Here is a 22,179-nt window from a genome sequence, read left to right on the forward strand (position 1 = left end):
GGGCCGCCGGGTGACGGCTCCCGGTCGGCTCGTCCCGGCGTGTCGGCGGTCCGCGGGACAATCGAGCCGTGCGTCGAGAGGCCAGCGTCCTGCACCTGGACCTCGACGCCTTCTTCGCCGCCGTCGAGCAGCGCGACAAGCCCTCCCTCCGGGGCCGGCCGGTCGTGGTCGGCGGGGTGGGCGGGCGCGGCGTCGTCGCCACGGCGTCCTACGAGGCGCGGGCCTTCGGCGCCCGCTCGGCGATGTCGACGGCGGAGGCGCGGCGCCGCTGCCCGGCCGGGACGGCGTTCCTCGGCGGGCGCTTCCCGGCGTACCGGGCCACCTCCGAGGTGGTGATGTCGCTGCTGCGCGAGCTGTCCCCGCTGGTCGAGCCGGTGTCGATCGACGAGGCGTACGTCGACCTCGCGGCGGCGCCGGGCAACGACCTGTCCGTCGCGGGGGTCACCGAGCTCGCCCGGGGCCTGAAGGAGCGCATCGCGGCGGCGACCGGCGGGGTGACCGGCTCGGTCGGCATCGGCAGCTCCAAGCTGATGGCCAAGCTGGGCTCCGAGATGGACAAACCGGACGGCCTGGTCGTCGTCCCGCCCGGCACCGAGCTCGACGTGCTGCACCCACTGCCGGTGACCTCGCTGGGCGGCGTGGGGCCGGCGACCGCCGAGCGGCTGCACGCGATCGGGGTGCGCACCGTCGGTGACCTGGCCGCCCGGTCGCTGCCGGACCTGGTCGCCCTGGCCGGCCGCGCGCACGGTGGGGGCCTGTACCAGCTGGCCCGCGCCGAGGACGACCGCGCCGTCGTCCCGGACCGGGAGACCAAGTCGGTGTCGGCGGAGGAGACGTTCGAGCGGGACCTGACCGACCGGGCCGTGCTCGGCCGGGAGATCGACGCGATGGCGGGCCGGGTCGCCGGGCGGCTGCGCGCGGCGGCGTACTCGGGCCGGACGGTCACGCTGAAGCTGCGCCGCTACGACTTCACGACGCTCACCCGGTCCCAGACGCTCCCGCAGCCCACGGACGACGCGCGGCTGATCTCCGGCATCGCCCACCGGCTGCTCGACGAGGCGGGCACGGCGGGCGGCCTGCGCCTGCTGGGGGTGGGCGTCTCCGGGCTCTCGCTGTACGCGCAGGGCGACCTCTTCGCGCTGGAGGCCGACGACGAGCCGACCCCCGCGCAGCCCGACGTCCCGGTCGCGGCGGCCGAGCCGGACGTCCTGCCCGCCGAGCGGCGCTGGTGGCCGGGGCAGGACGTGCGGCACGAGGAGCTGGGTCCCGGTTGGGTCTGGGGGCGGGGCATCGGCCGGGTGACCGTGCGGTTCGAGGGGCCGCGCACCCCGCCCGGGCCGGTGCGCACGTTCGCCGCCGACGACCCGGCCCTGCAGCCGGCCGACCCACCGGACTGGCGCGCGGACGACCGGCCGCGGTGAGCCGTGCCGGCGGGACACTGCGCCCATGGCGAGCTGGCAGCAGATCGAGGCCGAGGTGCCGGCCCTCGCGGCGCTCGTGCGGGAGGCGTTCGCCGCGTCGCGGCACGCGACCATGGCGACCCTCCGGGCGGACGGGGGGCCGCGGATCAGCGGCACCGAGGTGGACTTCGCCGCCGACGGCGAGCTGCGGATCGGGTCGATGACCGGCGCGGTGAAGGCGCGCGACCTGCTCCGCGATCCGCGGCTCGCGCTGCACAGCCCGACCGTGGACCCGGGCGAGGACGGCGCGGCCTGGCCCGGCGAGGCGAAGGTCGCGGGGCGGGCGGTCGGGGAGGGGGAGGCCGACGACGCGCACGTGTTCCGGCTCGACCTCACCGAGGTGGTCTGGACCGGCCACACCGCCGACCGGACGGCGCTCCGCATCCTGTCGTGGCATCCCGGCCGCGGTCTCGAGGAGCACGTCCGCACCTGACCGACGGGCCGGCGACCGCGCGGGAGACCATGGGCGCATGACGGAAGCGAGCGCTCCTCCCCCCAGTGCCTGGGCGCGGATGACGGAGGCCGACCCGGGTCACTCGGCCGCCTACGTGCAGCGCTTCCGCACGATGGCCGAGCGGGGCGTGGACATCGTGGGCGAGGCGCGGCTGATCGACGCGATGCTGCCGCGCGGCTCGCGGGTGCTCGACGCGGGCTGCGGCCCGGGCCGGATCGGCGGGCACCTGGCACGCGCCGGGCACGACGTCGTCGGGGTGGACGTCGACCCGGTCCTCATCGCGGCCGCCGAGGCCGACCACCCCGGGCCGCGCTGGCTGGTCGGCGACCTGGCGCTGCTGGACCTGCCCGACCGGTTCGACGCGATCGTGTGCGCGGGCAACGTCGTCACGTTCCTCGCCCCGAGCACGCGGGGTGAGGTGCTGCGCCGGTTACGCGCCCACCTGGCTCCCGACGGGCGGGCGGTGGTCGGCTTCGGCGCCGGCCGCGACTACCCCTTCGACGACTTCCTCGCCGACGCGCGCGGTGCCGGGCTGATCCCCTCGCTGCTGCTGTCGACGTGGCACCTGCACCCGTTCACCGAGGAGTCGGACTTCCTGGTGGCGGTGCTGACCGCCGCCTGATCCGGGCAATTCCGCGCTTCCGCCCCGGTGCAATTCCGCGCTTCTGCACCGCGCGGAAGCGCGGAATTGCCCAGGGGAGCCCGGGGGAGCCCGGCTCGGGTGTTCCTCAGGTGGCCGGGACCGCCAGAGCCACGGTCAGCTCCAGGACGGTGCGCGGATCGTCGAGCCGGTCACCGAACAGGTCGCGCAGCTGCCCCATGCGGTAGCGCACGGTCTGCGGGTGCACGAACAGCTCCGCGGCCACCCGGTCGCGCCGGCCGTGGTGCAGCAGCCACGAGCGCAGGGTCTCGACGAGCTTCTCGCGGGCCGTGGCGCCGACGCGGTCCAGCGGTGCCAGCACCCGGGTCCGCAGGTCGGCCAGTGCGGTGGCGTCGGCACGCAGCACCAGCTCCGCCAGCCGCTCCTCGGTGTCCAGCGGCGCCGTCCCCTCGGCCCGCAGCCCCAGCTGCACGGCCCGCTGGGCGCGCGCGTAGGAGGCCTGCGCCGCCGTCCACGAGCGTGGCGGGCCGACGACGGCGTCCTTGCCCTGCAGCGCGGCCAGCAGCGGCCCCCGCCCGCGGCCCTCCGCGTCCGGGACGAGCAGCGCCACGCGCTCGGGGCCGGGCAGGTCGCCGGCCGGGAGCTCCTCGGCGCTGACCAGGGTCCGCACGTCCAGGGTGGAGAGCACCGCCCGGGCGTGCGTCTCGGGCAGCAGGACGGCGGTGAGGGTGCGCGGCGGCAGCCACTCCGCCCGCTCGGCGGCCGCGGTGAGGTCGTGCAGGGGTCGGCCGGCCACGAGCACGGCCGCCAGCCGCTCCAGGTGCCGGCGGCGGGCGCGGCCGGTGGAGGCGAGCTCGTCGGCGTGCCCCGCGACGCTGGAGGCCGACAGCTGGTCGATGTAGGCGAAGACGAGCTCGGCGAACCGCGCCAGCCCCTCCGCCGACATGCCGGCGGCCACGGCCGCGCCGCTCATGTGCCGCCAGGACACCCGCGCCCCGACCCGGAAGGCGGCCAGCAGCGCGTCCATCGACCGTCCGCTGCGCGCCTCACCCCGCCCGAGGGCGTAGGCGCCGTCCAGCGCGGGGCCGATCGGCCGGCTGGGGTCGCCCCCGCCGGTGGCCAGGTTGAGGAAGCCGCCGAGGGCCACCTGGACGGCGCGCTCGATGGTGCGGCCCATGTCGCCGCTGAAGGCCCCGGCGTAGCTCGGCACCTCGACGACGATGGTCGCGATCGTGGACTCCGCGACCGCGGGCAGCTGCTCGGTGAGCGCCGTCACGACGTGCGGCGGGAACGGTGAGTCATCCTCGGCCACTGCCACCCCTTTTGTCTCCGACGAACAAAGTATGCCGCCCGATTCACGTCCGGAGCACAGGTACTTAGCCCGAAAATTGGGAAACCTCGAGACATGACCGTTATGCAGCCGAGTCCTTCCCCGACCCGGCCCCGGCTGACGGCGCTGCGCGACCGGCTGCTCCGGATCGCCGAGCTCGCGACGACGCCGCTGCTGCCGCAGGACTACCTCGACATGGTCGACCCGCTGCGCTCCGGTGCGGCACTGCGCGGCCGCGTCGAGGCGGTCCACCGGGAGACCCGGGACGCCGCGACGCTCGTGATCCGCCCGGGCCGCGACTGGCTCCCCCACGTGCCGGGCCAGTACGTGCGCATCGGCGTCGACGTCGACGGCGTCCGCCAGTGGCGCGCCTACTCGATCACCTCGGTGCTCGGCCGGGCGGACGGCTGCTTCACCATCACGGTCAAGGCGATCCCGGACGGCACCGTCAGCAACCACCTGGTGCACCGCACCCAGCCCGGCACGCTGCTGCACCTGGACCAGGCGACCGGCGAGTTCGTGCTGCCGCGGCCGTGCCCGGGCAAGACGCTGTTCGTGACCGCGGGCTCCGGCATCACCCCGGTGATGGGGATCCTGCGCAACCTGGCCGACGAGGACGCCGCCGACGTCGTCCTCGTGCACTCCGCGCCCACGGCCGACGACGTCATCTTCGCCAACGAGCTGCGCGGGATGGCGGCCACCGGCCGGATCCGGCTGGTCGAGCAGCACACCGACACCGCCGGCATGCTCGGCGCCGCCGACATCGCCGCCCTGGTCCCCGACCTGGCCGAGCGCTCCACCTGGGCCTGCGGGCCGGTCGGGATGCTGGAGGCGCTCGAGGCGCACTGGGCCGGCGCCGGCCTCGCCGACCGGCTGTACACCGAGCGCTTCCGGCCGACCGTGATCGCCGCGGACGGCGAGGGCGGCACGGTCACGTTCACCGCCGACGGGACGACGGTCGACGCCGACGGCGCCACCCCGATCCTCGACGCCGCCGAGGCCGCCGGAGTCCTCATGCCGAGCGGCTGCCGCATGGGCATCTGCTTCGGCTGCGTCCTCCCCCTGCGCGAGGGGGCCGTGCGCGACCTGCGCACCGGCGAGGTCACCACCGCCGCCCCGGGCGACGGCGTCGTCGTCCAGACCTGCATCAGCGCAGCCGCCGGCGCCTGCCAGCTCGACCACTGATCCCCGTCCGAGACCGACCCCCCGAGGAGCCGGACCGCATGACCGCCATCCAGAAGAAGTCCGACAACCCGATCGCCCACCTCACCGCCGAGGACATCGAGCTCCTGGGCAAGCAGCTCGACGCGATCCGGCAGAGCGTGCTCGACGAGCGCGGCGAGTCCGACGCGCGGTACATCCGCACCGTCATCGACGTGCACCGCAAGGTGGAGCTGGGTAGCCGGGCCGTCCTGCTGGCCTCGGGCTTCCCGCCCGCGTGGATCCTCGGGACGATCGGCCTCTCGGTGGCCAAGATCCTCGAGAACATGGAGATCGGGCACAACATCCTGCACGGCCAGTGGGACTGGATGCGGGACCCGAAGATCCACTCCACGACGTGGGAGTGGGACATGGCCAGCCCGGCCGTGCAGTGGAAGCACTCGCACAACCAGCTGCACCACACGTACACGAACGTGATCGGCAAGGACAACGACCTCGGGTACGGCATCATGCGGGTCGACGAGGACCAGAAGTGGGCCCCCGGCCACCTGCTGCAGCCGGTGTGGAGCTTCCTCAACGCCTGCTTCTTCGAGTACGGCATCGCCGCCTACGACCTCGAGCTCGGCGCCGTGATCGCGAAGGGTCAGACGAAGGATCCGGAGTTCCGCCGCCGCGGCAAGGAGGTGCTCCGCAAGATCGGGCGTCAGGTGCGCAAGGACTACGTCGTCCACCCGCTGCTGTCCGGGCCGAACTTCGTGCCGACCCTGGCGGCCAACTTCGTGGCCAACGTCGTCCGCAACCTGTGGTCGAACTCGGTCATCCTCTGCGGGCACTTCCCCGAGGGCGTCGAGACGTTCGAGAAGCGCTCGATCGAGGGCGAGACCAAGGGCGAGTGGTACGTCCGGCAGATGCTCGGCTCGGCCAACATCTCCGGCGGCAAGCTCATGCACCTCATGACCGGGAACCTGTCGCGCCAGATCGAGCACCACCTGTTCCCCGACCTGCCGAGCAACCGGTACGCGGAGATCTCGCCACAGGTGAAGGCCCTGTTCGAGGAGTACGGCCTGAACTACCACGAGGCGCCGCTGCCCCAGCAGGTCTACTCGGCCTGGCACAAGATCTTCCGGCTCTCGCTCCCCAACGGGTGGCTGGACAACACGACGCCGGCGAACCTCCCGAAGCAGCTGGTCAAGCTGTGGAAGATGTCGACCGGCTCCAGAACGGTCCGCCGCCGGCTGACGCTGGCCGAGATGGCCGGCTGACCCGACCTCCGCATCCCGTGGCCCGGAACGCATCGCGTTCCGGGCCACGGGCATTCGACCGTCCGGGCGGGGACGACACCCCTGGACCGCGGCGACGCCCGCCGGGAGCATCGGTCCCTCACCCCGCCGGCGGCCAGGAGGTCCTGCCGATGCGCCGCAACCTCGCCGCCTTCCTCGACGGCACCTGGAGCGACGACAACACGAACACCAACGTCGTGCAGATCCACGGCCGGGTGCCGGACGAGGCGCCCGGGGTGCGCCAGGAGCGGTGCTACGTCCGTGGCGTGGGCACGGGGGTGTCCGACCGCCTGATGGGGGGCGCCTTCGGCGTCGGGGTCGAGGAGAACATCCGCCGCGCGTACGACTTCCTCGCCGAGCGCTACGAGTCAGCCGACGACCACATCCACCTGATCGGCTACAGCCGGGGCGCGTTCACCGCCCGCAGTCTCGCCGGGATGATCGCCAAGTGCGGGCTCATCAGCGCGGCCGACCTCCCCGCGGAGGCCGTCTTCCGGCGGTACCGCGACACCGCCGCGCCCGGCCTGCGCGAGCTCCAGCAGGGCGAGGCGCGGCCGCGCACGGCCCAGGACGAACTGCTGCTGGCCCGATCGCGGCTGGTGCGGATCCGCTTCCTCGGGGTCTTCGACACCGTCGGCGCCCTCGGCATCCCCGGCGGCCTGGGCCGGTGGCTCACCCGCCGCCGCTACGAGTTCCACAACACGAACCTGAGCGGGCTCGTCGACGTCGCCTGCCACGCGGTGGCCCTGGACGAGCGCCGCGGGCTGTTCATGCCGACGATGTGGACGAGCGTGCCCGTGCCGATGCCCGATCATCCGACGTCGGTCGAGCAGCGCTGGTTCGTGGGTGGCCACACCAACGTCGGCGGAGGCGGCACCCGGGACCCGCAGCGCAGGAATCCGCTCTCCGTGGTGACCCGCGAGTGGATCGTCGAGCGGGCGGTGGAGGCCGGGCTGGTCGTCGACCCGCCCTCCCCGGCGCCCACGGGGGAGGAGTGGAACGGGCGGATCGACGACTGGTCCAGCACGCTCCTGGGCCGCCTCGCCGGCCTGCTGCCCGGCAACCGGCGCCGTTCCCGTCCGGTCCGCGAGACCGTCGCGGAGACCCTGGATCCCGGCGTCCTGCACCGGTGGGGGACCGGCGATCCGCCCTACCTGCCGCGCAATCCCCACCTGGAGCCCTGGGTGCGGTCGCTGCTGTGACGGCGGTCCGCCCTCAGACCAGCTGCAGCCGCCGCTCGGAGCGGCGCAGCACGATCCGCTGACCCCACGTGAGGGTCAGCCGGTCGGCCTCCAGCCCGTCACCGAAGGCCACCAGCCCGTCGGACTCCACCGCCAACTCCAGCGCAGCACCGGCGGCCAGCAGCCCCTCGGTGCACGTCGTCCCCGTGGCCGGCGACGGCCACGCCTCGCGCACGAACCAGGCCAGCCCCGGATCGGTCGGGACCGGCAGCGGCAGGCCGCTGCGCCGCTCCAGCCAGGCCGAGCGGCACCAGCCGGTCGCGCCGGTGCCCGTGGAGACCAGAACCCCCGACGACGCCTGCCGCTCCGGCTCGGCCCCGGGCGCGGTGAGCCGGTAGCGCGCGGTCTGGTGGGTCGGGGAGCCCACGTACACCTCGTTGAGCGCCCGCAGCACCTGCCCGTCGTCGGCCACGGCCTCCACCATCGTCAGGGGCGTGGGCGCCGGCCGGTCCCGCAGCAGGGCGGCGACGTCGTCCGGCCGGTGCCGCACCAGGACGCCGGCGTTGCGGCCGGGCTCGGGGTCGACGCCGATCACCGGCTGCCCGTCCAGGTACTTGGCGACGTTGGCGACCAGCCCGTCCTGCCCGACGACGAGGACGACGTCGTCCGGGCCGAACAGGTAGCGGGAGAGGTCGGCCCGCTCGACGCCGCCGCGCCGCCAGTCGACCGGGATGCCCGCCGTCGCCGCGGCCATCGCCCGGGTCACCGCGGCGTCGCGCTCGACTACCTCGGCGAGGTCACGGCCACGGCTGCGCAGGAAGAACCCCGCCTGCGCGGCCGTGCCGTGCCGGGCGACCAGCTCCCGCAGCTCGGTGCTGCGGGAGACCACGACCACCCGCGGAGCCAGGGTCACCGGGCACCGCCGAGCCGAGCCAGCACCGGGGTCAGCAGGTCGGGGGTGAGCACCAGGCTGTCGATCTTGGGCAGGCTCGTGGCCAGCTCGCGGGCGGCGACGGCCAGCAGCAGGTCGGCCGGGATCTCGGCGTGCGCGGTGAGGTACGCCGACGTCGCGTCGCCGCGGGCCGCGCCGGCCAGCCGCTCGGCCTCGGCCCGGACCTGCGCCGCCCGCTGGTCGCGGCGGGCCTGCGCCTCGCTGGCCACCTCCGCGGCCGCCGCCGCGTGCTCGGCCTCCCGCCGGGCGTTCACCCCGCGCTGGCCGACCAGTTCCTCCTCGCGCCGGGCCAGCTCGATCTGGTTGGCCAACTCGTTCTCGCTGATGGCGCGCTCGCGCTCGACCGCCAGCGCCCGCCGCTCGTAGGTGGCCCGGTCGGCCTCCTGCTGCACCCGTTCGCGGGTGGGGGTCTGCAGGGCCCGCTCGACGTCGGCCTCCGGCCGGACGGCGACCACGCGGACCCCGATGACGGCGACGCCGGTCTCCGCCAGCCGCGTGTCGGCGGCCAGCCCGCGCTCGACGGTGTCCCGGATCGGCGCGACGCCGCGGGTCAGCGCCGTGGCCAGGTCGATGCCGGTCAGCAGGTCCAGGGCGTGCTGCTGCGCCGACTCGGTCAGCAGGCCGGCGACCTGCTCCAGGGGGGTCCCCCGCCAGACGCCGGTGCCGGGATCGATCGAGAAGTCCACGCGCGCGGCGGCCAGGCCGGGGTCGATCACGCGGAAGGTCAGCGTCATCTGCACCGTGACGTCCTGGAAGTCCGCCGTCCGGGCGTGGAAGAGCAGGGGGAGCTCGCGGTCGTCGACCGGGACCTCCGACAGCACGGCCGACAGCGGGCGGAACCAGAAGCTCGCGCCGGTGGCGCCCTGGACCACGCGGCCGTTGCGCACGTGCAGGACGTGCGCGGTGGCGCTGCTGCGCAGGTGGCGCACGAGCGGATAGCGGGTGATGTCGGCCATCGGGGCCTCCTCGGTGGATGTTGTCGTCGGACTGACGATAAGCGTCGCGACGGCTTGTCGTCAACCTGACGATTGCTCGCGCTAGGCTGGGGGCGTGGCCGGCTACGACCCGAGCGCGTTCCCCGCGGTGGCGGTGACGGTGGACCTCGTCGTCCTGACCGTCCGGAACGGCGCGCTCTGCGTGCTGGTCGTCCGCCGGGGGGAGGACCCGTTCGCCGGGCGGGAGGCGCTGCCCGGCGGGTTCGTGCGGCCGGACGAGGACCTGCTGGCCGCGGCCGCCCGGGAGCTCGCCGAGGAGACGGGCCTGGCGCCGGGGACGGCGCACCTGGAGCAGCTGGCGTCCTACGGTGCGCCCGACCGGGACCCGCGGATGCGAGTGGTCACGGTGGCGCACCTGGCCCTGGTGGCCGATCCGCCGGATCCGCAGGCCGGCACCGACGCCGCGGCAGCGCGCTGGGCGCCGGTCGACGAGGTGCTGCCCGGGCTCGCGTTCGACCACGACCGGGTGCTGCGCGACGGGGTGGACCGCGCGCGGGCGAAGCTGGAGTACACGGCGCTGGCTGCGTCGTTCTGCCGGGCCGGGTTCACCGTCGCCGAGCTGCGCCGGGTGTACGAGGCGGTGTGGGGGCGGCCGCTGGACCCGCGCAACTTCCACCGGAAGGTCACCAGCGCGGCCGGCTTCCTGGAGGCGACGGGGGAGACGACGACCCGGGACGGCGGCCGCCCGGCCCAGCTGTACCGCCGGGGACCGGCGACCCTCCTGCACCCGCCGCTGCTGCGCGCCGACAGCTGACCGCGCGGGGCCGGCTCCACGTGGAACACGCGAAGCGTCAGCGCCGGGTCCTACGGTGGCGGCCGTGACCGGGACCGGGAGCCACCCTGCCGACCTGGACGCCGTCCGCGCGTCCTACGACCGGGTGGCCGACGCCTACGTGGCCATGGGCGCCGGTGAGCTCGGCCCGCTGCCGTGGCTGCGGGCCGCCCTGGCGGCGTTCGCGGAGGAGGTGCGGGAGCTGGGGCCGGTGCTGGACGTCGGCTGCGGCCCGGGGCTGGTGACGGCGCACCTGGCGGGCCTGGGGCTGGACGTGTCGGGGGTGGACCTGTCGCCGCGGATGATCGGGCACGCGCGCCGGCTGCACCCGGGCCTGCGGTTCGACGTGGCGTCCGTGACGGAGCTCGGACCGGCCGACGCCTCGCTGGGCGGCGTGCTGGGCTGGTGGTCGCTGTTCAACCTGCCCCGGGACGTGCTGCCGGGCGTGCTGGCCGCGCTCGCCCGCGCCCTCGTGCCCGGCGGGATGCTGCTGCTGGGCACGCACGTGGGGGACGGCGACGTCGTGCGCACGGAGGCGTACGGCGGGGTGCCGGTGTCGTGGACGACCCGTCTGTGGCGGCCGGAGCAACTCGCCGCGCTGCTGGTGGACGCCGGCCTCGAGCCGGTGGCCGAGCTACGCCTGCCCGCCGGGCACTTCGAGCGTCCGCAGGTGCTGCTCGCCGCCCGCCGTCCCCACTGAGGCCGGCTCCGAACGTGCGACGGGCCCGGAGCCGTGGTGGCTCCGGGCCCGTCGCGGGTCTGGTCCGGGTCAGTTGGCCATGTCCACGAAGCGGCTGTAGTGGCCCTGGAAGGCGACCGTGACGTTGGCCGTGGGGCCGTTGCGGTGCTTGACCAGCATGATGTCGGCCTCGCCGGCCCGCGGTGATTCCTTCTCGTACATGTCTTCTCTGTGAATCATCATCACCATGTCGGCGTCCTGCTCGATGCTGCCCGACTCGCGAAGGTCGGAGAGCATCGGCTTCTTGTCCTGGCGCTGCTCAGAACCTCGGTTCAGCTGCGACATGGCGATGACCGGGCATTCGATCTCCTTGGCCAGGAGCTTGAGGGCACGGGAGAACTCCGAGACCTCCTGCTGGCGACTCTCGACCCGCTTGCCCGACGTCATCAGCTGCAGGTAGTCGATGACCACGAGCTTGAGGTCGTTGCGCTGCTTGAGACGCCGCGCCTTGGCCCGGATCTCCATCATCGTCATGTTGGGCGAGTCGTCGATGTAGAGCGGGGCGTCGGCCACCTCGCCCATCCGGCGGGCCAGCTTCGACCAGTCCTCGTCCGAGAGCGTGCCGGCGCGCATGTGGTGCAGCGGCACCTTCGCCTCGGCCGACAGCAGACGCATGGTGATCTCGTGCTTGCTCATCTCGAGCGAGAAGATGACGGTCGCCTGGTGGTTCTTGATGGCCGCCGACCGTGCGATGTCGAGACCCAGCGTGGAGTTGTGCGTCGGGATGAAGCTGCGGCCGGCGAGGAACAGCGAGTCCGCGGCGTCCACCTGGATGCACCGGACCGGAACGCTGGGGATCGGCCGGACGTCGGTGATGAACCGGACGCCGCGCGCGGTGAAGGTCCGCGCCCCGCGCTCCTTGTGCAGCAGCTTCTTGCGCTCGAGCCGGAAGACCTCGTCGTCCGTGCTGAAGGTCAGCGTGTAGCAGGTCGAGGACTCCTCGGTACGGCCTCGCACCCGCTTCGTACTCATCCGCACCCGGTGGCCCAGGCCGGCGATCAGCTCGCGGGCGTCCTCGGCCAGTCGGCGGCTGGTCACCGCGAACTGCACCGCACCGCTGGGGGCCACCGTGCCGTCGGTGTCGAGCAGCCCCGCCAGCAGCGCGCGTCGCTGCCCGACCGACGCCCGCAGGTACGACGTCGGGATGTGCTTGTTCCCGAGCACGCCCAGGCCGCGCAGCAGCGCCGTGACCGTGCCGTGGTCGTCGCGGCACGGCTGGCACAGCGCCATCCCCGAGGAGGGACCCCCGCAGTCGGGGCAGGCAGCCTGCTGGCCCACGCCGCCCGCGGCCCGGAGTCGCCCGCCGCACGTCTTGCCACAGGTCTGCACCTGGGACGTCCGCGGGACGAAGACCTCGCCGCACACGGGGCACGACCGCGGGGCGATGGCGGGCGCAGGGAGGCGGAGCGAGTACCGGCGGTCGATACCCGCCAGCTCGGCCACCAGGCCCTCGCCCTCGATGTAGGCGGCGATCTCCGGGTCGGCGCTGGTGAACTGCGCCGCGGCAGAGGTGCCGTCTCCGAGCCAGACGCCCAGCGCGTAGGGGGGCAAGGGGAGGTCGGCGTCGGGCAGGTCCAGCGGCGCGGCATTCGTCACCGAGTGATTGAGCCGCGCGTCCTTGGTCGCGCACCGGACGGTGCGGGCGATCTCCTCCGTGGTGCGCACCTCGGCGAAGGTGCGCTGGTTCCGGTAGCGGTCGTAGCCGGTGCGCGCCCGGTGTGCCGAACGGCGGCTGGCGCGGGTCTCGGTCAGCCACTGGTGCTGGGCGTCGGCCACGATCACCGAGCCGTCGGAGAAGTGCACCTCGTAGCAGGGCCGGTCGGTCAGCACGTCCGTGGCGGCCACCACCGTGGTCGGCCGGCCGTCGGATCCCAGAACGCGGTCCCCCACCGCGATCCCGCCCATCGTCGTCCAGCCGGTCGGGGTGGCGACGGGGGTGTCGAGGGCGAGGGCCTTGCCCACGCCGGGCCTCGCCGCGATGACGATCATCTGCCCGGCCTGCAGACCGTTCGTCAATTCGTCCAGGTCGCGGATGCCGGTCGGCACCCCGCGGCTCACGCCGCCGCGGCTGGCGATCGCGTCGAGCTCGTCCATCGTCGGCTGGAGGACGTCCTCCAGCCGCGAGTAGTCCTCGCTCATCCGCTTCTCGGTGACGTCGTAGATCTCCTGCTGGGCGCGGTCGACGATGTCGTCGACGTCGCCCTTGCCGCCCGCGGCGCCGTAGCCCAGCTGCACGACGCGCGTGCCGGCCTCGACCAGCCGCCGCAGCACCGCCTGCTCGGCGACGATCGCGGCGTAGTAGCCGGCGTTGGCCGCCGTCGGCGTCGAGGCGATCAGCGTGTGCAGGTAGACCGCGCCGCCCATCTTCGACAGCTGGTCGGTGCGGTTGAGCTCGGCGGCGACGGTGATCGCGTCGGCCGGCTCGCCGCGGCCGTAGAGGTCGAGGATGCAGTCGAAGACGATCTGGTGCGCGGGCCGGTAGAAGTCGTTGCCGTGCAGCTGCTCCACGACGTCGGCGATCGCGTCCTTGCTCAGCAGCATCCCGCCGAGCACCGACTGCTCCGCCTGCACGTCCTGCGGCGGCTGCCGGTCGTACGCCGGCGCCGTCGCCTGCGGCCGGCTGAAGTCGTCGGCCACCGCCACGTCGGTCCTCCATCCACTCCGGGCGCACCCCGCCACCGACCCCGGCCACCGGCCGGGGTCTGGTGGGGGAGCACCAGGACGTTCGTCACCTGTCTCGAACGTGCGTTCGAGACGTTCCTACCGCGGGGCACCGACAGTTCGGCGCGGGCAGGTAGGCGAGGAGGACGTTAGGAACGGCGGACCGGTCCGTCCAACACCGGTGTGGGTCGACTTCTGCACAACTTGTGGACAAGTCGGTGGACACAGGCGTGTCGACATGTGGAGACAGCGGGGGACGGCGGGGCGGTCGCCGGCCTCTCCCGCCCCTGACCAGCGCGGGGACGACGCGCGGGGTGTGGACGGGAGAAATACGGGAGAACTCGACGTGTCGTCCCTCGGCGTGTCGCCCGCGTGCCGCACCCGTCCCAGCGGTCACAGCGCCGGTCGTCGTCCACAGCCGGCCGGGCGGCAGGGCGCGCGCGTCCGCACCCCACCGCGACCCCGCGAACGGGCCGCTGCCGCGCACGACTGCGGCCGGCGCGGCCCGGGGGAGCCCTGCCGGTCCCGACCCCCGCAGCGGGGCGCTCAGCGGGCGCGGCAGCCCACGGAACGCAGCGAGGGGCGCCGGACCGAAGTCCGACGCCCCTCGCGGGACGACTCGCGCCTCAGGCGGCGACGACGTCGATCGTCAGCGTGCTGGCCACCTCGGGGTGGATCCGGACGGTGACCTGGTGCTGGCCGGTCGTCTTGATGCTGCTGGGCAGCTCGATCCGGCGGCGGTCCAGCTCGGGGCCGCCGGCAGCAGTCACGGCCGCGGCCACGTCGGCGGTGGTGACGCGCCCGAACAGGCGGCCACCCTCGCCGGCGCGGGCCGGCACGCGCACGGTCAGCCCGGTGAGGCGACCGGCCACGGCCTGCGCCTCCTCGAGGCTGCGCACGTCGCGGGCGGCACGCGCTCGGCGCAGCGACGTGACCTGCTTCTCGGCACCCCGGGTGGCGCTGATGGCCAGCCCGCGGGGCAGGAGGTAGTTGCGGCCGTAGCCGCCCTTGACCTCGACGGTGTCGCCGGAGGACCCGAGACCGGTGACCTCCTGCGTGAGGATCAGCTTCATCGTGCTCATGTCAGCGCGCCGTGGAGGTGTAGGGCAGCAGTGCCATCTCGCGGCTGTTCTTCACGGCCACGGCGACGTCACGCTGGTGCTGGCTGCAGTTGCCGCTGACGCGGCGGGCACGGATCTTGCCGCGGTCGGAGATGAACTTCCGCAGCAGGGTCGTGTCCTTGTAGTCGACGTAGGTCGCCTTGTCCTTGCAGAACTGGCAGACCTTCTTCTTGACCTTGCGGATGGGGGGCTTGGGCACTGGGGTTCTCCAGGTACGACGTTGTTCAGGAACGTGGATGGCCCCCTCGCAGGGGCCCGCGCCGCGCGGAGCGGGGCGTGGGGGGCGAGGGGGTCCTTACTCAGAACGGAGGCTCGTCCGAGGGGCCGGCGGGCGTCGACCACGGGTCGCTGGCGCCGGCACCGCCGCCGCCACCACCCCCGCCGCCTCCGCCACCGAAGCCACCACCGCCGCCGCCACCGAAGCCGCCGCCACCCTCACCGCGGGAGGCCTTGGTGACCTTCGCGGTGGCGTAGCGCAGCGAGGGGCCGATCTCGTCGACCTCCAGCTCGATGACGGTGCGCTTCTCGCCCTCCTTGGTGTCGAACGAGCGCTGCTTGAGCCGCCCGCTGACGATGACCCGCGAACCGCGGGTGAGGGACTCGGCGACGTTCTCGGCCACCTGACGCCACACGTTGCACCGGAGGAACAGCGCCTCGCCGTCCTTCCACTCCTGCGACTGACGGTCGAAGGTGCGGGGCGTGGAGGCCACGGTGAAGTTGGCGACCGCGGCGCCGGAGGGCGTGAACCGCAGCTCCGGGTCCGAGGTCAGGTTGCCGATGACGGTGATGACGGTCTCGCCGGCCATGGTCAGTGGGCCTCGGGGCGCATCAGCTTCGTGCGGAGCACCGACTCGTTGAGGTTCAGCTGCCGGTCGAGCTCGGCCACGGCCGCGGGCTCGGCGTTGATGTCGATGACGGCGTAGATGCCCTCGAGCTGCTTCTTGATCTCGTAGGCGAGCCGGCGACGGCCCCAGATGTCGACCTTGCCGACGGTGCCACCGGAGTTGGTGACGACGGTCAGGAACCGGTCGAGGGAGGGCGCGATGGTGCGCTCCTCGAGCTCGGGGTCGAGGATGACCATCAGTTCGTAGTTGCGCATGGAGAAACCCCACCTCCTCTGGTCTCGGCGGCCGCAGCGGATCTGCGGCAGGAGGGTCGTACATGCGTCGCGCGCCCCGGCTCCCGTGGAACGGCATCCGGAACGCGCCACCGCACAGGCTACCAGCGCACCCGACGGGCCCCGCCACCTCGTCCACAGCCCGGTCCGGGCACGCGCCGGCCGCCGGCCCCGACCCGGGACGGCGGCCGCCGAGGACTCGTCAGCGCGAGCGGTGCGACCCCGCGCTGCGGGTGCCGGCCCCGGTGCGCACCAGCGCCGCCGTCGTGGCCGCCAGCGCGACCACCGCGACCAGCGCCGGCAGCGGCAACGTCGGCTCCCCGGCCCCCGCGGGGCCGGCGCTCGTGGCGCTCTCCTCGTCCAGCGCCGGGTCCTCCAGCCCCGACAGACGGCCGAAGACCGGGACCGAGGCGCCGTCGTAGCGGCCCGCCGCGCCACCGCTCCCGCCGCCGCCGGCAGCGCTCCCCGCCCCGGAGGCGGGCACGACGCGCGCCAGGTCGAGCACGACGGCGACCGAGCCGGCGGGTGACATCGCCGCGGCCCCGGTACCCGTGTCGTAGGCGTAGGGCGAGCCGTCGATGCCCGAGGGGCCGGCCGCGGGCGCCGGCAGCGCGGCGGGCGGCACCGCCGGTCCGGCCGGCGGCTGCGTCTGCGGCAGGAGTTGCGGCACGACCGCCCCGACACCGGGCAGCAGGGTCGGGACGTCGAGCACCGGCAGCCGCGGAAGGTTGATGCCGGGCAGGTTCGGCAGCGGGAGCGTCGTCACCACGAACGGCGTCGGCACCGGCAGCGGCGGCAGGAGCCGGAGGACGGCGTCGGTCAGCACCGAGGTCAGCGAGGCGTTGCTCTGCAGCCGGTATGTGTAGCCGATCAGGCAGACGTCGATCAGTCCGGGCAGCGAGCAGTCGCGGTCGAAGGTCTCGTCCCACGAGCCGCCCGGCGGGAGCACCCGCGTGCCCGACGGCATCGTCAGCGTGACCTCGGTGCGCACCGTGACGCTGATCAGGGTGGGCAGGAGGCCGCCGCCGCCGACCTGCACCGTCTTGTCCTGGATCTGGTTGACGAAGCGCACCGTGTCGCCGTCGTCGACCGACACGTACGGCGGTGTCAGGTCCCGGATCGGGATCTCGACCGCGGGGCCGACCCGGCCGTCGGGATCGGCGCTCGCGCCCGGTGCCGCGAGCACCGCGGCGGCCAGGAGGACCAGCCAGAGCAGCAGCGCCCCGGCCGGCCCCCTGCGGGCGCTGCGCCGGATCCGACCGCTCGCCATGTCCTCGGCACACCCTCCGTCGAGTTACCGGGGAGTAACCCCCGCCCGGTGCAGAACGAGGATGTGTGTCCGCGGTTACGCCCAAACCTCGTCGTACCCCCGAACTACTGTCGCGGCCGTGGCGACCCACCCGATCGGTGTACACGTCGGCCCCGGCCTGACCGAGGAGAACGAGCTCGTCGACGGCGGGCCGATGGCCCGTGCGGCGGAGATGGACGCCGACGGCGTGCAGGTCTTCCTCGGCGACCCGCAGGGCTGGAAGGCGCCGGTGCCGCGTCCGGACGCCGACGCGCTGCGCGAGGGCGACGTCGCCGTCGTCGTCCATGCCCCGTACGTGCTCAACGTGGCCACGACCAACAACCGGATCCGCATCCCCAGCCGCAAGCTGCTCGGCCAGCACGCGCAGGCAGCGGCGGCGGTGGGCGCCCTGGGCCTGGTCGTGCACGGCGGGCACGTGCTGGCCGGCGAGGACCCGGCGGTCGGTGTCGACAACTGGCGCAAGACCTTCTCGCGGCAGGCCGAGGCCGGCGGCTTCCCCGTTCCGCTGCTGGTGGAGAACACCGCCGGCGGCGGCAACGCCATGGCCCGCGACCTCGACGCCCTCGCCCGGCTGTGGGAGGGCATCGGCGAGTTCGGCGCCGGCTTCGTGCTCGACACCTGCCACGCCTGGGCGGCCGGCTGGGACCTGGAGACGGCGGTGGACGACGTCCGCGCGATCACCGGCCGCATCGACGTCGTCCACCTCAACAACAGCCGCGACCCGGCCGGCTCCAGCCGGGACCGGCACGCACCCCTGGTCGGCGGCGAGATCCCGACCGAGGTGCTGCTGGCCGTCGCGCGCGCCGCCGACGCCGCGATCGTGCTCGAGACCCCGGGCGACGCCGCCGCCCACGCCGAGGAGGTCGCGATGCTGCGGGAGGCGCTGGCCTAGGAGCCGTCCACGCCGGTCCCGGCCGGAAGGGGCTTCCGCCGCAGGCGGGCGGCGATCGTCGAGACGGTCAGCCGGTCCGGCGCGTGGTCGAGCACGCCCCCGGCCGGGTCGTCGACGCCGCGCCAGCTCGCGCGGACGACGTCGTGGTCGGGCCGCCAGACCTCGTGCACGACGAGCGCAACGAGCACGACCAGCGCGGCGTCGCGGCCCAGCACGCCGATCCAGAACCACTCCTCGTCGATGCCGCGGTTCGCCGACCCCAGGTACCAGAGCATCGTGACCACCCAGACCAGCGCCTCGGCGGCCTGCCACAGCAGCAGCGACCTCCAGCGCGGCCGGGCGAGCACGGCCAGCGGGAGCAGCCAGAGCGAGAACTGCGGGCTCCACACCTTGTTCAGCAGCAGGAAGCCGGCCACGAGCAGGAAGGCCACCTGCGCCACCCGGGGCCGCACCGGGGCCGCGAGGGTCAGCCAAGCGACCCCCGACCCGTAGGCCAGCAGGGCGACGGCGATCACGGTGTTGAGCACCGAGGGCGACTGCCCCTCGGCGAGCGGTCCGTCGAAGGCCCGCCCGTCGGTGAGGGTGATCACCAGGTTCCACAGCGTCTCCGGATTGGCCGGCCGGGTGCGGCTGAACGTGAAGAACGTGGCCCAGTTGTCGAAGGCGAGCACCGCCACCGGCACGTTGACCGCCAGCCACGCGACGGCGGCCGCGCCCGCGGTGCGCAGCCACGGGCGCCAGGTACCCGCCCGGAGGCAGAGCAGCAGCAGCGCGCCCAGCACCAGCAGCGGATAGAACTTCGCCGCCACCGCCAGCCCCAGCAGCACGCCGGCCAGCACCTGGCGCTGCCGCGCCCAGGCCCACATGCCGAGCCCGGTCAGCGCGACGGCCAGCAGGTCCCAGTTGGTGAAGGCGTGCACCAGCAGCAGGGGCGAGAGGGCCACCATCGCGGTGTCCCACGGGCGGCGGCCGGCGAGCGCCATGACGGTGCGGGTGACCACGAAGGCCAGGAGCGTCAGCAGCAGGCAGGTGACGACGTAGTAGACCTGCACGTCGGGGAAGCCCGGCAGGAAGCCCTGGGCGCCGGAGACCTCGCCGTAGGCCCGGGCCAGGCCCGCCGCCACGGCCATCAGCCCACCGGTCAGCACCGGGTACTCGACTGCGGAGTCCAGATAGGGCACGGCGCCCCCGTCGAGCCCGTGCACCCCGAACAGCGGAACCGCGTCGTTGTAGCAGAAGTGCGTGTACTGACGCTGGCCCGACCACATGCCCGCGGAGCAGGGCGCCTGCTTCGTCCAGGCCAGCGCGAGCACCGCCGAGGTGAACAGCAGGCAGACCCGCAGGGGCGTCCAGAACAGCGCCCGGCCGATGACGCCGTGCCGGCCCCAGGGACCTCCGACGGCCTCGCCGGCCTGCGCGGCGACCGGGTCGCTCCAGGTCGGCACCACCCGGTCCGGCCGGTCGGCGACGGCGGCCGCCGCCGGCTCGCGCCACCGCACGGACCCCCCGGCAGCAGAGCTGTCCGAGGGGTCCGTGGGGTGCGCGGCGCCGGTCACGCGCCCAGTCTGCCGGGCCGTCAGCCGCCGGTGTTCGGCTGCTGCTGACCGCCGCCGTTGTTGCCGAAACCACCACCGCCGCCGCCTGGCGGCAGCACGGTGCCGGGCGCGGGCGCGGTGCTGCCGCCTACCGGTGGGACCACGGGCGGGACGGGGGAGGAGGACGACGGCGACGAGGGGGTGGTGGGCGTCACCGAGGTCTCCGGGGCCTCCTCCACCTCGGTCTCCGGCGCCGGTGCCGAGCTCGTGGGCGGGGCCGACTCCGTCGCCGGGGCCTCCGAGGTCGGCGGCGCGGTCTCCGTCGCCGGCGGGCCCTCGCGGTCGGCGTCGATCACCGCCTCGGTGGGCAGCGGCTCCTCGGGCGTGCCGGCGAGCACCGTGTCCATGAACTGCTGCCAGATCGCGCCCGGGAGGCCGGCGCCGTAGATGATCGACCCCGAGGCGTTCACGATCGGGTCCCGCACGTCGGTGCCCATCCACACCGCCGTCGACAGCGACGGGGTGTAGCCCACCATCCAGGCGTCGCTGTTGTCGGTGGCGTTCAGGCCCTGGGTACCGGTCTTGCTGGCCACGGGGCGGTCGCCGTCCAGCGTGCGGCGGGAGTAGTCGGCGACGTCCAGCATCGCGACCGTCGTGTCGTTGGCGACGTCGCCCGGGACGGCCTGCTCGCCGGGGTCGCCGCCGTACTCCAGGAGCACCGCACCGGAGGTGTCGGTGACCCGCGCGACGAAGTACGGGCTGCGCTCCACGCCGCCGGCGGCGAGGGTGGCGAAGCCGTGCGCCTGGTCGATGGTGCGCATCTCGTACTCGCCGATGCCGATCGCCGCACCGGTGGAGCCGTCGGCGTTGGCCAGGGTCGTGGCGCCCTCCAGCAGGCCCCCCTGCCAGGACTCGGGCAGCCCGGTGGCCGCGAGCGCCGTCGCCCGCACGTTCTCGGCGCCGACCTCGTACGCCAGCCCGTAGAACGTGGTGTTGAGCGAGCGGGTCATCGCCTCGGCCAGCGTGCAGTTGCCGCACGAGGCCCCGCCCGAGTTGCGCACCGGGGCGTCGCGGTCGGGGAAGGTCTGCGGGGACGACCCGTCGCGCCGCGACTCGATCCCGATGCCCTGCTGCAGCGCGGTGGCCAGCACGTAGGGCTTCATCGACGAGCCCGGCTGGCGCTGCGCCTGCGCGTAGTCGGTGCCGGTGCCGTTGAGGCCCCCGTAGTACGCCCGGACGGCGCCGGTCCGCGGATCGATCGCGACCAGCGCCTGGCGCAGGTTCTCCGGCTCGCCCTCCATGACGTCGGTGACCGCGGCGAGCGCGGCGTCCTGCGCCGGCTTGTCGATCGTGGTGGTGATGCGCAGGCCACCGGCGAAGATCTGCTGCTCCGTGTAGCCCTTGGCCCGCAGCTCGTCCAGCGCCTGCCGGACGACGAGCCCCTCCGGGCCGCCGGGGATGCCCAGGCTGCTGTCGGTGCGCGGCAGGACCGTCGGGTACACCGCGGCGGAGCGCTGCTCGGCGGTGACCCAGCCCTCCTCCTCCATCGCGTCCATGACGCGCTCCCACCGGCCCAGCGAACCCTCCGGGTTCACCTCGGGGTCGTTGTTGGAGGGGTTGCGGATCAGCACCGAGAGCACGGCGCCCTGCTCGGCGGTCAGCGCGCTCGCCGGCACGCCGAAGAAGGTGTTGGCCGCGGCCTCGATGCCGTACGCACCGCGGCCGAAGTAGATGGTGTTGAGGTAGTTCTCGAGGATCTCGTCCTTCGAGTACTCGTTGTCCAGCTTGATGGCCAGGAAGAGCTCCTGGAACTTGCGGCTGAACGTCTGCTCCGACGTCAGGAAGGCGTTCTTGACGTACTGCTGGGTGATCGTCGAGCCGCCCTGCGTGGAGCCGCCGGTGACGTTGTTCCACGCCGCCCGGACGATGCCGGTGAACGAGATGCCCGGGTCGGAGTAGAAGTCGCGGTTCTCCGCGGCGAGGATCGCGTTGCGGGCCGGCTCCGACACCTGGTCGAGGGTGACGTTGGTGCGGTTCTCGTCACCCAGGCGCGCCATCTCGGTGGTGCCGTCGGAGTAGTAGACGACCGTCGTCTGCGCGTTCTGCACGCTGTTGGGGTCGGGCACCTCCGTCGTCGCGTAGACGACGCCGACGAAGACGGCGAGCAGCACGAACATGCCCGCCACCACGCCGGCGAGGATCTTGAGCCTGCGGCGACGGCGCTGCTTCTTCGTGCGGGTGGGCCCGCCCTTGCGGCCGCCCTTCCCGCCACCCCCGCCGGAGCCCCTGCCCCCGCCACCGTTGCCGCCCGGGCCGGGTGGCCGGCCGCCGCCGGACCCGGAGCCGGGCGGGCGGTTGCCACCGGAGCCCGAGGACCCGGTGCGCGACGCCGTCGTCCGGGCCCGGGTGGGCCCGCCGGGGCGGGCGGGGGGAGGCCGGCGGACGGAGCCGGCCGCTGGGCCGACCGGTGACGTCTCGTCGTGGGAGGGCACGAAGGAAGCCCCTTCCTGACTGTCGTGTGGGACGGGACGGTTACGTCCCACTACCCAGAGTGGCGTGTTCGACTGTGCGAGCGGGGGATGTCGACGGCGTTGCGACGGGCACGCCCCGGTCCGGCCC

Annotated in this window: 20 protein-coding genes; 9 read left to right on the forward strand and 11 right to left on the reverse strand. The window is 74.1% G+C overall.

What is annotated here, in order from left to right; all coding sequences use genetic code 11:
• Positions 1-68 precede the first annotated feature (68 nt).
• Genes BMY88_RS16600 through BMY88_RS16610 form a run of 3 tightly spaced genes read left to right on the forward strand, consistent with a single transcriptional unit; the run spans position 69 to position 2,536 of the window.
• Complete coding sequence (locus BMY88_RS16600) at positions 69-1,421, forward strand: DNA polymerase IV (protein WP_091945941.1); 1,353 nt, start codon at positions 69-71, stop codon at positions 1,419-1,421.
• A gap of 25 nt (positions 1,422-1,446) precedes the next feature.
• Positions 1,447-1,893: a pyridoxamine 5'-phosphate oxidase family protein gene (locus tag BMY88_RS16605; RefSeq protein WP_091945943.1), complete on the forward strand. Its 447-nt coding sequence runs from the start codon at positions 1,447-1,449 to the stop codon at positions 1,891-1,893.
• 37 nt (positions 1,894-1,930) lie between these two features.
• Complete coding sequence (locus tag BMY88_RS16610) at positions 1,931-2,536, forward strand: class I SAM-dependent methyltransferase (protein WP_170861146.1); 606 nt, start codon at positions 1,931-1,933, stop codon at positions 2,534-2,536.
• Positions 2,537-2,642: 106 nt separating this feature from the next.
• Here BMY88_RS16610 and BMY88_RS24705 read toward each other — a convergent pair whose 3' ends face one another.
• Positions 2,643-3,827 carry a PucR family transcriptional regulator gene (locus BMY88_RS24705; protein WP_211435693.1) on the reverse strand — a complete coding sequence of 395 codons (1,185 nt, stop codon included), beginning with the start codon at positions 3,825-3,827 and terminating at the stop codon, positions 2,643-2,645.
• Between the two features lie 93 nt (positions 3,828-3,920).
• Here BMY88_RS24705 and BMY88_RS16620 point away from each other — a divergent pair, with 93 nt between their 5' ends.
• The 3 genes from BMY88_RS16620 (at position 3,921) to BMY88_RS16630 (ending at position 7,488) form a co-directional block, all read left to right on the forward strand.
• Positions 3,921-5,030: a ferredoxin reductase gene (locus tag BMY88_RS16620; protein WP_091945949.1), complete on the forward strand. Its 1,110-nt coding sequence runs from the start codon at positions 3,921-3,923 to the stop codon at positions 5,028-5,030.
• A gap of 38 nt (positions 5,031-5,068) precedes the next feature.
• Positions 5,069-6,268 carry a fatty acid desaturase family protein gene (locus tag BMY88_RS16625; protein WP_091945953.1) on the forward strand — a complete coding sequence of 400 codons (1,200 nt, stop codon included), beginning with the start codon at positions 5,069-5,071 and terminating at the stop codon, positions 6,266-6,268.
• Positions 6,269-6,417: 149 nt separating this feature from the next.
• Entirely contained in the window at positions 6,418-7,488 is a 1,071-nt protein-coding gene (locus BMY88_RS16630; RefSeq protein WP_091945956.1) for a T6SS phospholipase effector Tle1-like catalytic domain-containing protein, read from the forward strand.
• 13 nt (positions 7,489-7,501) lie between these two features.
• Here the strand turns inward: BMY88_RS16630 and BMY88_RS16635 are convergent, their stop codons facing one another.
• Both BMY88_RS16635 and BMY88_RS16640 read right to left on the reverse strand, forming a co-directional pair.
• The gene (locus tag BMY88_RS16635) at positions 7,502-8,380 is read right to left on the reverse strand and encodes an NAD(+)/NADH kinase (RefSeq protein WP_091945959.1); all 879 of its coding nucleotides are present in this window, start codon (positions 8,378-8,380) and stop codon (positions 7,502-7,504) included.
• Positions 8,377-9,375, reverse strand: a complete 999-nt coding sequence (locus BMY88_RS16640) for an SPFH domain-containing protein (protein WP_091945961.1) — start codon at positions 9,373-9,375, stop codon at positions 8,377-8,379. Before BMY88_RS16640 ends, BMY88_RS16635 begins: the two co-directional genes overlap by 4 nt.
• Before the next feature lie 94 nt (positions 9,376-9,469).
• Here BMY88_RS16640 and BMY88_RS16645 point away from each other — a divergent pair, with 94 nt between their 5' ends.
• A complete protein-coding gene (locus BMY88_RS16645; RefSeq protein ID WP_091945965.1) occupies positions 9,470-10,168 on the forward strand; it encodes an NUDIX hydrolase in 699 nt (232 codons plus the stop codon).
• A gap of 64 nt (positions 10,169-10,232) precedes the next feature.
• A complete protein-coding gene (locus BMY88_RS16650; protein ID WP_244524732.1) occupies positions 10,233-10,886 on the forward strand; it encodes a class I SAM-dependent DNA methyltransferase in 654 nt (217 codons plus the stop codon).
• Between the two features lie 69 nt (positions 10,887-10,955).
• Here BMY88_RS16650 and dnaB read toward each other — a convergent pair whose 3' ends face one another.
• From dnaB to BMY88_RS16680, 6 genes are all read right to left on the reverse strand, one after another.
• Positions 10,956-13,568, reverse strand: a complete 2,613-nt coding sequence (dnaB, locus tag BMY88_RS16655) for a replicative DNA helicase (protein WP_091945968.1) — start codon at positions 13,566-13,568, stop codon at positions 10,956-10,958.
• A gap of 644 nt (positions 13,569-14,212) precedes the next feature.
• A complete protein-coding gene (gene rplI, locus BMY88_RS16660; protein ID WP_244524733.1) occupies positions 14,213-14,668 on the reverse strand; it encodes a 50S ribosomal protein L9 in 456 nt (151 codons plus the stop codon).
• A 1-nt stretch (position 14,669) separates the two neighbouring features.
• A complete protein-coding gene (rpsR, locus tag BMY88_RS16665; RefSeq protein WP_026856604.1) occupies positions 14,670-14,906 on the reverse strand; it encodes a 30S ribosomal protein S18 in 237 nt (78 codons plus the stop codon).
• Positions 14,907-15,006: 100 nt separating this feature from the next.
• The gene (locus BMY88_RS16670) at positions 15,007-15,513 is read right to left on the reverse strand and encodes a single-stranded DNA-binding protein (protein ID WP_091945971.1); all 507 of its coding nucleotides are present in this window, start codon (positions 15,511-15,513) and stop codon (positions 15,007-15,009) included.
• A gap of 2 nt (positions 15,514-15,515) precedes the next feature.
• A complete protein-coding gene (gene rpsF / locus BMY88_RS16675; RefSeq protein WP_091945974.1) occupies positions 15,516-15,806 on the reverse strand; it encodes a 30S ribosomal protein S6 in 291 nt (96 codons plus the stop codon).
• 220 nt (positions 15,807-16,026) lie between these two features.
• Positions 16,027-17,094, reverse strand: a complete 1,068-nt coding sequence (locus BMY88_RS16680; RefSeq protein WP_091945976.1) for a hypothetical protein — start codon at positions 17,092-17,094, stop codon at positions 16,027-16,029.
• Between the two features lie 118 nt (positions 17,095-17,212).
• On the opposite strand from BMY88_RS16680, the gene BMY88_RS16685 reads away from it, so the two are divergent.
• Positions 17,213-18,025, forward strand: coding sequence for a deoxyribonuclease IV (locus BMY88_RS16685; RefSeq protein WP_211435694.1), 813 nt, complete (start codon positions 17,213-17,215; stop codon positions 18,023-18,025).
• On the opposite strand, the gene BMY88_RS16690 is transcribed toward BMY88_RS16685, so the two are convergent.
• Positions 18,022-19,581: a glycosyltransferase family 87 protein gene (locus BMY88_RS16690; protein ID WP_244524734.1), complete on the reverse strand. Its 1,560-nt coding sequence runs from the start codon at positions 19,579-19,581 to the stop codon at positions 18,022-18,024. The two genes, BMY88_RS16685 and BMY88_RS16690, sit on opposite strands and share 4 nt — an antisense overlap.
• Before the next feature lie 20 nt (positions 19,582-19,601).
• Positions 19,602-22,052 carry a transglycosylase domain-containing protein gene (locus BMY88_RS16695; RefSeq protein WP_244524735.1) on the reverse strand — a complete coding sequence of 817 codons (2,451 nt, stop codon included), beginning with the start codon at positions 22,050-22,052 and terminating at the stop codon, positions 19,602-19,604.
• Positions 22,053-22,179: the final 127 nt, after the last annotated feature.

The organism is Trujillonella endophytica, from assembly GCF_900110555.1.
GTDB classification, from domain to species: Bacteria; Actinomycetota; Actinomycetes; order Mycobacteriales; family Geodermatophilaceae; genus Trujillonella; species Trujillonella endophytica.

Bases quoted from the DNA above. Each gene is read 5' to 3' on its own strand.
- BMY88_RS16640 (WP_091945961.1), bottom strand. From the start codon at position 9,375: ATGGCCGACATCACCCGCTATCCGCTCGTGCGCCACCTGCGCAGCAGC.
- BMY88_RS16625 (WP_091945953.1), top strand. From the start codon at position 5,069: ATGACCGCCATCCAGAAGAAGTCCGACAACCCGATCGCCCACCTCACC.
- BMY88_RS16605 (WP_091945943.1), top strand. From the start codon at position 1,447: ATGGCGAGCTGGCAGCAGATCGAGGCCGAGGTGCCGGCCCTCGCGGCG.
- rplI (WP_244524733.1), bottom strand. From the start codon at position 14,668: ATGAGCACGATGAAGCTGATCCTCACGCAGGAGGTCACCGGTCTCGGG.
- BMY88_RS16680 (WP_091945976.1), bottom strand. From the start codon at position 17,094: ATGGCGAGCGGTCGGATCCGGCGCAGCGCCCGCAGGGGGCCGGCCGGG.
- BMY88_RS16610 (WP_170861146.1), top strand. From the start codon at position 1,931: ATGACGGAAGCGAGCGCTCCTCCCCCCAGTGCCTGGGCGCGGATGACG.
- BMY88_RS16620 (WP_091945949.1), top strand. From the start codon at position 3,921: ATGACCGTTATGCAGCCGAGTCCTTCCCCGACCCGGCCCCGGCTGACG.
- BMY88_RS16630 (WP_091945956.1), top strand. From the start codon at position 6,418: ATGCGCCGCAACCTCGCCGCCTTCCTCGACGGCACCTGGAGCGACGAC.
- BMY88_RS16670 (WP_091945971.1), bottom strand. From the start codon at position 15,513: ATGGCCGGCGAGACCGTCATCACCGTCATCGGCAACCTGACCTCGGAC.
- rpsF (WP_091945974.1), bottom strand. From the start codon at position 15,806: ATGCGCAACTACGAACTGATGGTCATCCTCGACCCCGAGCTCGAGGAG.